General features: G+C 39.3%; 13 protein-coding genes. 9 read left to right on the top strand and 4 right to left on the bottom strand.

What is annotated here, in order from left to right; genetic code table 11:
• Positions 1 to 6: 6 nt before the first annotated feature.
• A complete protein-coding gene (fliY, locus tag CQA58_RS05235) occupies positions 7 to 858 on the top strand; it encodes a flagellar motor switch protein FliY (protein ID WP_115569671.1) in 852 nt (283 codons plus the stop codon).
• Positions 859 to 868: 10 nt separating this feature from the next.
• The gene (gene glyQ, locus CQA58_RS05230) at positions 869 to 1,756 is read left to right on the top strand and encodes a glycine--tRNA ligase subunit alpha (RefSeq protein ID WP_115569670.1); all 888 of its coding nucleotides are present in this window, start codon (positions 869 to 871) and stop codon (positions 1,754 to 1,756) included.
• Here glyQ and trmA read toward each other — a convergent pair.
• From trmA to fliP, 3 genes are all read right to left on the bottom strand, one after another.
• Positions 1,753 to 2,805 carry a tRNA (uridine(54)-C5)-methyltransferase TrmA gene (gene trmA / locus CQA58_RS05225; protein WP_170126751.1) on the bottom strand — a complete coding sequence of 351 codons (1,053 nt, stop codon included), beginning with the start codon at positions 2,803 to 2,805 and terminating at the stop codon, positions 1,753 to 1,755. The genes glyQ and trmA overlap by 4 nt on opposite strands.
• Before the next feature lie 41 nt (positions 2,806 to 2,846).
• On the bottom strand, positions 2,847 to 4,373 hold the full coding sequence (locus CQA58_RS05220; protein WP_115569668.1) for an AbgT family transporter: 1,527 nt from the start codon (positions 4,371 to 4,373) through the stop codon (positions 2,847 to 2,849).
• 73 nt (positions 4,374 to 4,446) lie between these two features.
• Entirely contained in the window at positions 4,447 to 5,181 is a 735-nt protein-coding gene (fliP, locus tag CQA58_RS05215) for a flagellar type III secretion system pore protein FliP (RefSeq protein WP_115569667.1), read from the bottom strand.
• Positions 5,182 to 5,327: 146 nt separating this feature from the next.
• On the opposite strand from fliP, the gene glmU reads away from it, so the two are divergent.
• From glmU to CQA58_RS05180, 7 genes are all read left to right on the top strand, one after another.
• Positions 5,328 to 6,638, top strand: coding sequence for a bifunctional UDP-N-acetylglucosamine diphosphorylase/glucosamine-1-phosphate N-acetyltransferase GlmU (glmU, locus tag CQA58_RS05210; RefSeq protein WP_115569666.1), 1,311 nt, complete (start codon positions 5,328 to 5,330; stop codon positions 6,636 to 6,638).
• Positions 6,635 to 7,642, top strand: a complete 1,008-nt coding sequence (gene argC / locus CQA58_RS05205) for an N-acetyl-gamma-glutamyl-phosphate reductase (protein ID WP_115569665.1) — start codon at positions 6,635 to 6,637, stop codon at positions 7,640 to 7,642. The genes glmU and argC overlap by 4 nt, the downstream gene beginning before the upstream one ends.
• A complete protein-coding gene (locus tag CQA58_RS05200; RefSeq protein ID WP_115569664.1) occupies positions 7,632 to 8,345 on the top strand; it encodes a metallophosphoesterase in 714 nt (237 codons plus the stop codon). The genes argC and CQA58_RS05200 overlap by 11 nt, the downstream gene beginning before the upstream one ends.
• A gap of 37 nt (positions 8,346 to 8,382) precedes the next feature.
• Entirely contained in the window at positions 8,383 to 10,716 is a 2,334-nt protein-coding gene (locus tag CQA58_RS05195) for a hybrid sensor histidine kinase/response regulator (protein WP_115569663.1), read from the top strand.
• Positions 10,709 to 11,203, top strand: coding sequence for a chemotaxis protein CheW (locus CQA58_RS05190; RefSeq protein ID WP_115569662.1), 495 nt, complete (start codon positions 10,709 to 10,711; stop codon positions 11,201 to 11,203). Before CQA58_RS05195 ends, CQA58_RS05190 begins: the two co-directional genes overlap by 8 nt.
• A gap of 130 nt (positions 11,204 to 11,333) precedes the next feature.
• Positions 11,334 to 11,735 (top strand): type II toxin-antitoxin system PemK/MazF family toxin, encoded by a 402-nt coding sequence (locus CQA58_RS05185; RefSeq protein ID WP_115569661.1) that lies wholly within the window; start codon positions 11,334 to 11,336, stop codon positions 11,733 to 11,735.
• A gap of 30 nt (positions 11,736 to 11,765) precedes the next feature.
• Entirely contained in the window at positions 11,766 to 11,957 is a 192-nt protein-coding gene (locus CQA58_RS05180) for a hypothetical protein (RefSeq protein ID WP_115569660.1), read from the top strand.
• Here the strand turns inward: CQA58_RS05180 and CQA58_RS05175 are convergent.
• The gene (locus CQA58_RS05175) at positions 11,954 to 12,460 is read right to left on the bottom strand and encodes a hypothetical protein (protein WP_147288609.1); all 507 of its coding nucleotides are present in this window, start codon (positions 12,458 to 12,460) and stop codon (positions 11,954 to 11,956) included. The two genes, CQA58_RS05180 and CQA58_RS05175, sit on opposite strands and share 4 nt — an antisense overlap.
• Positions 12,461 to 12,482: the final 22 nt, after the last annotated feature.

Raw genomic sequence — 12,482 nt, 5'->3', positions numbered from 1 at the left:
TAGAGAATGGTTGAAATAGTCAAGCTTTTTACAGATATGTTTGTGCGTGAGGGGGTAGCCACTGTTGAGGGGTTGCTTGGAGTCAAACCAGATGTTTCTTATCTTGATTTGGTGGCATTAGAGGGAGAGAATATTGAGCCTCCTTATGCACTAGTGCGTGCGACTTGTAAGGCTGATGGAATGAAAGGGGTGGCTGAGACTGCGACAATCATTCCTGCCAAACTTGCCACGGTTTTGGCTTCTATGATGGTAGGAGATGAGGCTGAACCAAGAGATGAGATTACTGAAGATGAGCTTGATGCAGTCAAAGAGATTGTGAATAATATTTTAGGAGCTGTCAATACTGCCCTTGCAGCAGATAGTGTTTTGCCTGCAATGACTTTTGAAATCAGTGGTGCTGAGATTGTCAAAGAAAAAGTCGATCTCTCTGAATTTGTAAGGGCGTGGTATTATAATTTTTCTATCAATGGAGTAGATTCACATATCATCAACCTTGCCTCTGTGGAATTTGTGCAATTCTTTCACGACAAATTTTCCAAAGAAGAACCTCAAGAAGAAGCAAAAACCTCTCTCCCTCAAATCCCTCAAGAAGAGTTTGCAAATATTGCAATGCTCCTAGATGTCAAACTCAATGTTCATGTGCGAATCGGACAAAAAAAGATGCTTTTAAAAGATGTCATTGCAATGGATATTGGAAGTGTGATTGAGCTTAATCAACTTGCAAATGAGCCATTAGAGGTGCTTGTCGATGACAAAGTGATTGCTCATGGAGAAGTTGTGATTGTCGATGGAAACTTTGGAGTGCAAATCACAGAGATTGGAAGCAAAAAAGAACGACTAGAACAAATCAAAGTATAAGGGAAGAGAAATGAAAAAACTTAGTTTATGCGATATGCTCTTAAGATTGCAAAATTTTTGGAAAGAGCAGGGGTGTTTGGTGCTTCAGCCTTATGATATTCCCGCAGGTGCAGGAACTTTCCACCCCGCAACTTTGCTTAGAAGCCTAGATAGTCGCCCTTGGAGTGTGGCTTATGTCGCTCCAAGTCGTCGCCCCACAGATGGTAGATATGGAGAAAATCCCAATAGATTAGGCACTTATTATCAATTCCAAGTTTTGATCAAACCCTCACCTGAGAGTATCCAAGAAACTTATTTGAAGTCTTTAGAGGTTTTGGGGATAGATAGAAGCAAACACGATATTCGCTTTGTAGAGGATAATTGGGAATCGCCGACTTTGGGAGCGTGGGGGCTAGGCTGGGAAGTGTGGCTTGATGGAATGGAAGTTACACAATTTACTTATTTTCAACAAGTTGGGGGGATTGTGTGTGATCCTGTGGCAGTGGAGATTACCTATGGAGTAGAGCGATTGGCGATGTATATTCAAGGCGTGGATAATGTCTTTGATATAGAATATGCCAATGAAGATAAGGTGGTATATTACTCTGATGTGCATTTGCAAGGAGAATATGAGTTTTCAAAATACAATTTTGAAGTTGCTGATGTGAAGACTTTATTCTCAATGTTTGATCACGCTCAAGATGAGGCTAGAAAATGTCTTGAAGCAGGATTACCACTTCCAGCTTATGACTACACAATGCTCTCTTCACATTTTTTCAATGTCTTAGATGCACGCAAAGCCATTTCAGTAGCCCAACGTCAAAATTATATTCTCAAAATCCGAGAACTTGCTAAGGGCTGTGCAATGCTCTATAAAGAGCAAGAAGAGCAAAGAGGCGAGAGATTAAAGAGGGGTTAAATCTTCTCTAGCCACACACCACTCTCGATATGGTGAGTATAGGGGAATTGATCAAAGAGAGCAAAACGCTTGATTTTGTGAGTTTTAAGCAAAATATTTAAATCCTCTTTGAGTGTGAGGGGATTGCAAGAGATATAGATGATATTCTCAAAACTAGAGATAAACTCTAGCATTTTTTTTTCACCCACTCCATTTCTTGGAGGATCGATAAAGATATGAGAGAAATGATAATCCCCTAAATCCACTTCCCTTAGCCTAAAAAACTCTCTCTCCCCTCTTAAAGCCTCTATGCTCTCCTCTCCACTTAGCCTTGCATAAAAAATATTTGTGATTTTATTGTCTATGATATTTTGATGAAGTGCTTTAATGGAGCTTTTGGCAATCTCTGTGGCAAAGACTTTGCCAAACTCTTTGCTTAGGGGGATAGTGAAGTTTCCTCCTCCACAATAAAGCTCTAGCAAATCTTCTCTTCTCTCACTCTCTCTCACACAAGAGAGGGCAAACTCTAGCATCTTGAGATTAAGGGTAGGGTTGGGTTGAGAGAAGGCATTGTCATAACGCACAAAATGATAGGTTTGATGCTCTAGCGAGAGAGAATCTTTTAAAAATTCAGTGCTAATCACTCTTTTCTCTCCCCTAGAGCGTCCGATGATGTGGATTCCTAGCTTTTCCTCTATCTCTTTGGCTTCTCTCTCCCATTCTTCATCTAAAGCTCTATGATAGAGTAAAACTACTAGAGTTTGGCGAGTGAGTGTGCCTAAAACCTCAATGCTAAAGAGTTTGTTTGAGAGGATTTTGGAGTGATTGAGGATGGGAAGAAGCGAGTTTAAAACCTCTTGGAGATGAGGAAGCAAAATGGGACAAGAAGTGATAGGTAAGGGCTTGTTTTCTCTACTCATTGCATAATGCAATCCTCTCTCATCACGATAGATTCTAAACTCACCTCTTGAGCGGAAGCCACTTGTAGGGCTAGTGTAAATCTCACTAGGCACAAAGCCTAAAGCGTTGATTCTTTCTACTTTTTCTTGGAGTTGGGCTTGATAGCTCAATGGGAGGCTACACCCTCCACATTGATTAAAATAGGGGCAAATCAAGATTTCACCACATACTCAAGTGCAGAACCTGGTCCCACAGGGAGATTAAGCACAAATACCCATACATAAAGCAAGGCACACCAACCGATGAGGAATACCACGGTGTAGGGGAACATCATTGAAATCATTGTCCCCATTTTGGTGTCTTTTTGATAGCGAATCGCCACTGCTAAAATCACAGGGAGATAAGCCATTAGAGGGGTAATGAGATTGGTTGTAGAATCTCCGATACGATAAGCGGCTTGAATGACTTCAGGAGCATATCCCAAAAGCATTAGCATTGGCACAAAGATAGGGGCAATCAAAGCCCATTGGGCTGAAGCTGAAGAAATCATCAAGTTGATTGTGGCACTAATAAGCACAAAACAAATCAAAAGCAAAGCAGGATTAAGATCAGCACTTTTGAGCAGATTTGCTCCTTGAATTGCAAGGTAGGGTCCAAAATTGCTCCACTCAAAAAGTTTGATAAATTGAGCTGCAAAGAAAATGATGACAAGATACATCGCCATTGTTTTCATTCCCCCTGCCATTGCTTCTACCACATTGGTGCTTGTTTTAATACTCTTAATTGATAGTCCATAGATTGTTCCAGGGATTGCAAAGAAAAAGAATACAAAGAAAATAATCCCCTTAAAGAATGGAGAACCAATAAGTGAGCCTGTTTTGGCATTTCTAAAGAGGCTATCTTGAGGCAAGATACACAATGCAACCAAAGCTAGATACACTCCCAAGCCCAAAAAGGCTAGAAGCAAGGATTTTTTCTCTAATGGAGTGAGCTCTTTGATTTTTCCTGCATCATCTGTGGCACCTTGATATTTTCCCAATCTTGGCTCTACGATTTTCTCTGTTACAAAATAACCCAAGAAAGCAATCAAAAAGGTGCTAACAAACATAAAATACCAATTGGCTTCCACTCCCACAACATAGTTAGGGTCAATCAGTCTTGAAGCCTCTTGTGTAATCCCTGACATAATCGGATCAAGTGTCCCAATCAAGAGATTTGCACTAAATCCTCCACTTACTCCTGCAAATGCTGCTGCAATCCCTGCAAGAGGGTGGCGTCCAAGAGAGTGGAAAATCATTGCTGCAAGTGGCACAAGCACGACATATCCCACATCAGAAGCTAGGTTTGACATAATCCCTGCAAACACCACAATGAGAGTGATGAGTTTTTTAGGGGAGTTAAGCACCAAAGCACGAATGGCAGTAGAGAGAAAACCTGTGGCTTCTGCTATTCCTACACCAAGCATTGCAATAAGCACGGTTCCAAGAGGTGGAAAGGTTGTGAAATTACTTACAGTATGTGTGGCAAAACGCACAAATTCTTTCATACTCAATAAGCTTACAATTGCAATTTTTGCCCCTTCTTTTCTAGGATCATCAATGCTTAGTCCATAATGACTTGCAATGGCTGAGGCAATCATTAAGATCGCGATTAAAAGCACGAAAAGTATTGCAGGATGAGGCAAAAGATTCCCCATTTTCTCTAGCGAATCAAGAAAGCTAAAGCGTTTTGTCTTCATATTTTCTCCTTTATGTTTGTATTTTTGAATGTTTTGTTTGGGTTAATATGCCATATCTTGTCCTCCTTTTAAGTTATTTAAAGCCATTGACTATATTGCCTACTAAGAGATTGAATCCATCAACAAGCACAAAAATAAGAAGCTTGAATGGAAGCGAAATCATTACAGGTGGCAACATCATCATACCCATTGCCATTAAGATTGAGCTAACAATCATATCAATCACCAAAAAGGGTAGATAGAGCAAAAAGCCAATCTGAAATGCAGTTTTTAGCTCACTGATGATAAAAGCAGGAATGAGTGTGGTGATTGGCACATCATCGACACTTTCAGGATTGGGGAGATTGCGGATACGATAAAAAAGTGCCAAATCTTTCTCTCTTGTATTATTAAGCATAAATTCTTTAAAAGGCTTAAGTCCTCTCTCAAACGCCACATCATAAGAGATTTGTTTATCTATATAAGGTTTGATTCCCTCATCATATGCTTTTTTTGCTGTGGGCTCCATAATAAAAAAAGTCAAAATCAATGAAAGGCTGACAATCACTTGCGTGGGAGGGCTTTGCTGAGTTCCAAGAGCAGTTCGCAAAAATGCAAACACCACCACAATTCTTGTAAAACTTGTCATCACAAGCACAAGAGATGGTGCAAGGACAAGCAAAGTCATTACAATCACGATATTGAGTGTATTGACTAGCTCTGTGGGCTCATTGGGTGCTCCAAAAGAGAGATTAACCGTAGGAATCTGTGGAGCAGATAAAAGCGTTATGGCACTAAAAAAAAGTAAGAAAAAAAACTTTTTTATCATCTCATTACCCTATTCTTAACAGATTGTTATCTTTGTATTGCTCTACATTATACACATATATCCTTATTTTCCCCTATGTTTTCTATATCAAAAGATACACTTATGATAGAATCTTGCTTTTTTATCTGAAAATTATAAGGATTGAAATGAGTTTATCTATCATCATTCTTGCAGCAGGAAGTGGCACAAGAATGAAATCAAGCACACCTAAAGTTTTGCATAAAATTTGTGGAGAAGAATTGCTTTTTTATAGCATTGAGGTTGCAATGCAGTTAAGTGATGATATCCATATCATTCTCTATCATCAAGCCCAAAGAGTAAGAGAGGCGTGTGAGAGTAGATTTAAAGATAGGGTGCATTTCCATATCCAAGATTTTGAGAATTTTGCAGGGACGGGGGGAGCATTGATGCAAAATGGAGAAATGATAGATACAGCACACAAAAGAGTGCTAATCCTCAATGGCGATATGCCTTTGATTACTTCCCATTCTTTGCAAAAACTCATCTCTCTCTCCTCTCCTGTCGTGCTAGGTGTGATTGAGAGCAAAAAACCTTTTGGGTATGGGCGAGTTGTGATAGAGCAAGGCAGGGTTAAGGCAATCATTGAAGAAAAAGATGCGTGTGAAGAAGTCAAAAAGATTTGCACAATCAATTCAGGAGTTTATGTCTTTGATAAAGAGGTGCTTTGCAAGTTTTTGCCCCTTCTTGACAATCACAACGCCCAAAATGAATATTATCTTACAGATATTATCAAGCTCTCAGCAAGTGATGGGATTGAAGTGGAGAGTGTGCTTGTAGATGAGGAAGAGTTTGGTGGAATCAATGACAAAGCTCAACTTAGCCAAGCAGAGGAGATAATGCTAAATCGCTTGAGAGAGAGAGCGATGAGGGAGGGAGTGATAATGCACTTGCCTCAAAGTATCTATATAGAAAAGGGTGTGAGATTTGAGGGAGAGTGTGAGATAGAGCAAGGAGTGCAACTCTTTGGAAATACACTCATTAAAGACACTCATATCAAAGCCCATAGCGTAGTTAGAGATTCTCAAATCATCTCTAGTGATATTGGTCCTATGGCACACATTCGCCCCAATTCTTTTATAGAAAACTCTCATATAGGAAACTTTGTAGAAGTCAAAAACTCCACCCTTCACTCTATCAAAGCTGGGCATTTAAGCTATCTGGGAGATAGTGAGATTGATGAGGGAAGCAATATTGGAGCAGGGGTGATTACTTGCAATTATGATGGCAAAAGTAAGCATAAGACAAAAATAGGAAAAAATGTCTTTGTAGGCTCTGATACTCAACTCATCGCCCCTATCACAATCGCTGATCATACTCTCATTGGTGCAGGAAGCACGATAAGAAAAGATAGCAAAGAAGGGGATTTGCTCACTTCAAGGGCAGAGCAAAAAAATCTTGCAAATGGATATTTTGCATTTTTTAAGGATAAAAAATGAGAAAAATCCCTGTGGGAATCATCGGAGTAGGGGGCTATACAGCCCTAGAGCTAATCAAGATCTTGCTCTCTCACCCCTACTTTTCCCTCTCTTATCTTGGCAATAGCACTGGAGGAGTGAGAGCAAGTGAGCTATATCCTGCACTTCAAGGGATAGTGGATATGCAAGTGAGGACAAGTGAGATTGAGGAGATTGCTAAAGAGTGCGAGCTAGTATTTTTGGCACTGCCTCACAAAAGTGCAATGGAGTTTGCAAAGCAACTTCTCTCAAAAGGGTTAAAAGTCATCGATCTCTCTGCTGATTATCGCTTGGAGTTAGAAAATTATGAGGCAAATTATTGCCCTCATAGTGATAAAGACAATCTTTTAAATGCAGTGTATGGATTGCCTGAATTTCAAAGTGAGAAAATCGCTCAAACCTCACTCCTAGCAAATCCTGGTTGCTATCCCACAGCTACACTTTTGGCTCTCTTGCCTTTTGTGAGATATATTGAGGGGAGCGTGTTTGTCGATGCAAAAAGTGGTGTAAGTGGAGCAGGGAAAAAACTCACAGACAATACTCACTACTGCAAAATCAATGAAAATATGTTTGCCTATTCTCCCTTAAATCATCGTCATCAAATCGAGATAGAAGAGAAAGTCAAGGCTTTTGGAGGGAGGGAATTGCAAGTGAATTTTATCCCTCATCTCTGCCCTTTTACAAGAGGAATGCTAGTAAGTGTGTATGCAAGAGTAAAAGGAGAGTTTGATGAGAGTGAGGTGCTAAAACAAGCCTACTCTCATAGTCCATTTGTGCGAGTGCTTAGTTCTCCTAGTGAAGTCAAAAATGTCGTGGGGACAAATTTTTGTGATATTTTTGCCAAAAGGAGAGGAGAGGATTTATTTATCAGCAGTGCGATTGACAATCTCCTTAGAGGTGCAAGCTCTCAAGCAGTGTGTAATGCAAATATAATGTATTCACTCCCCCAAGATTGTGGGATACCAAAGGTTGCCTATGTGCCTTAAACTCAATAGTGATGCACTTTTTATCGCTGATTCTCACTACAACCCACACAATGCCACAGCATTGGTAGGATATCTTCAAGCCCTCAAAGATAATCCACCCAGTCAAATTGTGCTTATGGGGGATGTCACTCAAGTGCTAGTAGGCAATCTCAAAAGCTCAATCCAAGCTAATATGCCCTTGCTCCAAGCCCTCAAAGAGCTAAAAGACACTCAGATTTTTTGGCTAGAGGGGAATCACGATTTTGCACTCAAAAATATTGCAAAAATCCTTGATAATGCCACTTTCATTCCTCGCACACTTCAGCCTATAAGAGCTGAATTTGAGGGGAAAATCTATCTTTTGGCTCATGGAGATTTATTCCTCTCTTGGCGATATAGTGCATATATCAATCTAATGAGGCATTCTACCTTTTGGTTTTGGCTTGTTGATTTTTTGAGTAGTGGAGAGATTTATGAAGAAGTAGAAGAAAAGCTTTATCATAAGCCTATCAAAAAAAGAGATTTTCATTTTTTTGAATTTTCTGCCAAAAGAATCGCTTCTTATAAAAAATATGCACTCAAAAAAGGTTATGATTTTGATGGAATTATTGAAGGGCATTTCCATATAGGCAAAAGGATTCAAATCAAGGGGATTGATTATGTGGCACTTCCTGCATTTTATTTCACATTGCAAGGAATTAGCTTAACAAAAATTCTAAAATAACTTATAATTTTGAAAAATTTTCTTTAGGAAGTAATAGATGGATGAAATGCAAGAGATAATAGAAGACTTTTTGGTTGAGTCTTTTGAGATGATTGATCAGCTTGATCAAGATCTTATCGAATTGGAGAATAACCCTAAGGATTTGGAGCTTCTCAATCGTATCTTTAGAGTCGCCCATACAATCAAAGGTTCAAGCTCGTTTTTGGGCTTTGATGTGCTTACACGCCTTACGCACAATATGGAAGATGTGCTAAATAAGGCTAGAAAAGGAGATTTGGAAATCACGCATGAGGTAATGGATGTGATTTTGGAATCTGTGGATTTGATGAAAGCCCTACTAGAGGCAATCAAAGACACAGGAAGTGATGATCAAGGAATTGACATTGATAGAAGTGTCAAAAAACTTGAAGCTGTAAGCAATGGCGAGTCTGTGGCAAACATTTCAGTAGAGCAACCCAAAGAAGAGAGCAAGCAAGAAGAGAGCAATGAAGATTACTCACACCTCTCAGCTGAAGAAGTAGAGGCTGAGATTGAGCGATTGCTTACAGAGCGACAAGAGCAAGATCGCCAAAAGCGACAAGCCAAGAAACAAGCTCAAGCCAATCCTCAAGCTTCACAGGAGGGAGAGAAAAAACCTGAAGCTATCAAAGAAGTGATTAAAAAGCCTGAAGCTCCCAAAAAGCCCGAGGGTGCAAAAGAGGAGCGAGTGCCTACAACCTCTATTGAGCAAACCGTACGTGTAGATGTCAAGCGTTTGGATCACTTGATGAATCTTATCGGAGAGCTAGTGCTTGGAAAGAATCGACTTCTAAGAATCCACGGAGATATTAGTGATAAATACAATAGCAATACTTTGAGTGAAGAGCTAAACCAAATCGTTAGCTCTATCTCCACAGTTACTACTGATTTGCAACTTGCAGTAATGAAAACAAGAATGCTTCCAATCGTGAAAGTTTTCAACAAATTCCCACGAATGGTGCGAGATTTGGCTAGAGAGCTTGGCAAAAATATTGAGCTGATTATGAGTGGAGAGGAAACCGAGCTTGATAAGTCAATCATTGAAGAGATTGGCGATCCTTTGGTGCATATTATCCGAAACTCTTGTGATCACGGGATTGAAAGCCCTGAAGTGCGATTGGAAAAAGGCAAGAGTGAAGTCGGAAAAATCGTGCTTAAAGCCTACAATGAGGGCAATCATATTGTAATTGAAATCCAAGATGATGGTAAGGGACTTGATCCTGAAGCAATCAAAGCAAAAGCATTGGAAAAAGGGCTTATCACAGATAGAGATGCAGCGACAATGAGCGATAAAGAGGCTTTCTCTTTGATTTTTAAAGCAGGATTTTCAACAGCAGCTGCTATTACCAATATCTCAGGGCGTGGCGTGGGAATGGATGTGGTAAAAACAAATATTGAAAAACTCAATGGAATCATTGATATCGAATCCCAGCTTGGACTTGGCACAACGCTTAAGCTCAAAATCCCTCTCACACTTGCAATTATCCAAGCATTGATTGTAGGAGTGCAAGAAGAGTTTTATGCTATTCCACTCTCCTCAGTCCTTGAAACCGTGCGAATCTCTCAAGAAGAGATTTACACCGTTGATGGAAAGAGCGTGTTAAGACTTAGAGATGAAGTGCTTCCTTTGGTGCATATGTCTAGTATTTTTGAAGTCAAAAACGACTTTGGAAGTGCAAAAGAAATCTATGTGGTTATCATCGGACTTGCAGAGCAAAAAATCGGAATGATTGTGGATTGTCTTATCGGACAAGAAGAGGTAGTTATCAAGTCTTTGGGTGAATACCTCAAAAACATTCAAGGAATCGCAGGGGCGACTGTAAGAGGTGATGGAAAGATTACTTTGATTGTCGATGTGGTAGCGATAATGGAAATGGGGAAAAATATCAAAGTCAATCTCAATAAAATCATTGAAGAAAAGCAGATTGAGAAAGCTAATCGAAGCCCCAAAGATTTCACAATCCTCATCACCGATGATAGCTCCACCTATCGAGCTATCGCACAAAACTATCTTCAAGAGTTTGGAGTGCAAACCCTTGAAGCTCAAAATGGTGTAGAGGCACTAGAAATCCTTAAGAAAAATGATTGCAAGGTTGATGCAGTCTTGATTGATATTGAGATGCCAAAAATGGATGGATACACTCTAGCAAGTGAGATTAGAAAGATTAGCAAATTTAGAAATCTTCCTTTGATTGCAATCACAAGTATGAATAGCAAAAACGATCGTATCCGAGGAGTTGAGGCAGGAATGACAGAGTATATCTCTAAACCTTATTCCAAAGAATATCTTATCAAAATCATCAAACGCAGTCTAAAGCTTGAAGATACACAAAAGGATGACGACTATGAATAAAGAAAAATTGCAAGAAATATTTCAACAACAAAGCCTAAGAGTTGATGAGCCAGAGCCATTAGAGAAGACACTCCAAGTCATTGGGTTTATCGTAGGAGATGAGGAATTTGCAGTGCCAATCCTCAATGTGCGAGAGATTGTCAAACCTATGGAATACACAAGGATTCCACGCACTCCCCCTTATGTGCTAGGTGTGTTTAATCTTAGAGGAAATATTTTACCCTTGATTGATTTAAGACAAAAGTTTGGATTGGCTCAACAGCCTTTTGATGATGATACAAGATTTTTGGTGATGAATTATCAAGAGCAAGTGATTGGGTTTGTGATTGACAAACTCACTGAAGCTTTCCACCTCAAAGAAGAGGAGATTGATTATGCAATCGCTCAAGAAAATAGAGATGATTATCTTATCTATGGAGTAGGGAAGCAAAAAGAAAAGCTCATCACAATCCTCAAAACCGAATCTCTAATCAAAAGGGATTTCTAATCCCTTTTTCCCCAAATCCAATCCAAATTCTCATATCATTTAAAAACCTCTTATCTTTTCTGGCAAGAAAGACAAAAATAAACACTCCAAAAAAGAGTTTGAGATAAAATCTAAACCATAGGAGCAAAAAATGCAAGAGCAAAGATTTGATGAGTGGAATGAAGTCAAAAAAGAAGTGGATAAAGAGACAAAAGAAAAACAAGTCAGCATTGGAAAGATTTATTGGTGCAATGTAGGAGTCAATGTGGGAAGAGAGGTTTATGGCAAAGGGAGTAAATTTGTTCGCCCTGTGCTAGTGCTAAATGTCTTGCCTAATGGGACATTTCTAGGTGTGCCTCTTTCTTCTCAAACCAAAAATAAATCAGGATTTATGTTTTTTAAGTTTAAGGATTCTAAGCAAAATACTCAAGTAGCATTGCTAGGGCAAACTCGAGTTTTTGATGTCAAAAGAAAGTCAGATTATTTTTCATCAGTGGATTATCAAACGCTTAAGGTAATTAAGGAAAATTATAAGAAGTATATTGTAAAGTAATACCCCCGCTCATAGGACGGGGCAACCTTTGTGATAAATCACTCCAGCCAGATTCCAATCTCTTGGGAGAGTGGATTAAGTAGGAATTATACATTCTCTTTTGCTAATAAACTCAAAAACCTAAACTCAATGGTGCTAATAGGAAAACAAGAGGCTACCCCTAGAGAAGCTCCCACAAGAAGAGAAGAGAAAAATCTAGGAAGTGAGAGCATAGGGACTTAGAAGAAATATTTATAGCCTAGAGTTACGGTGCTATTGAGTGAAACATCAACCATTGCCCCCATTCCAAGGATTGGAACAGAAGCTATAATATCAACACCGTGTCTTCCAAACAAAGTATAAAAACCAATTCGTGGCGTGAGTTCTAAAAGCCAAGAGACTCCTGTATTTGCACCAAAGTTAGCACTGATTACATCTGTCCCAACTCCTAGAATCATTCCAAAATGATTATCTCCATTTTTTACAAAATCAAACATTCCATCAAGGGCATAATATAGAGAGAATTCAGCTGTTGTTTTTCCTTTGTTTTCATCTTTTGTGAGAGCCTGAGTATTGGGATCAACAAAAATCCTAAAACCAAGAGTATGTCGCATTCCAACCTTATCACTTGTATATTTTTGCCACCCTCCTAAAACACTTCCCCCATACGCCCAATCGAATGTTGAATGGTTAAATCTAATTATAGAACCATTGAACGAAACCAAAAAGGCTGGGCAAAAACTCATAGCACCCACTCCCCCTTCAACC

Source organism: Helicobacter brantae, assembly GCF_003364205.1.
Classification (GTDB): Bacteria; Campylobacterota; Campylobacteria; order Campylobacterales; family Helicobacteraceae; genus Helicobacter_G; species Helicobacter_G brantae.
This window is presented reverse-complemented; position numbering and strand designations above follow the sequence as displayed.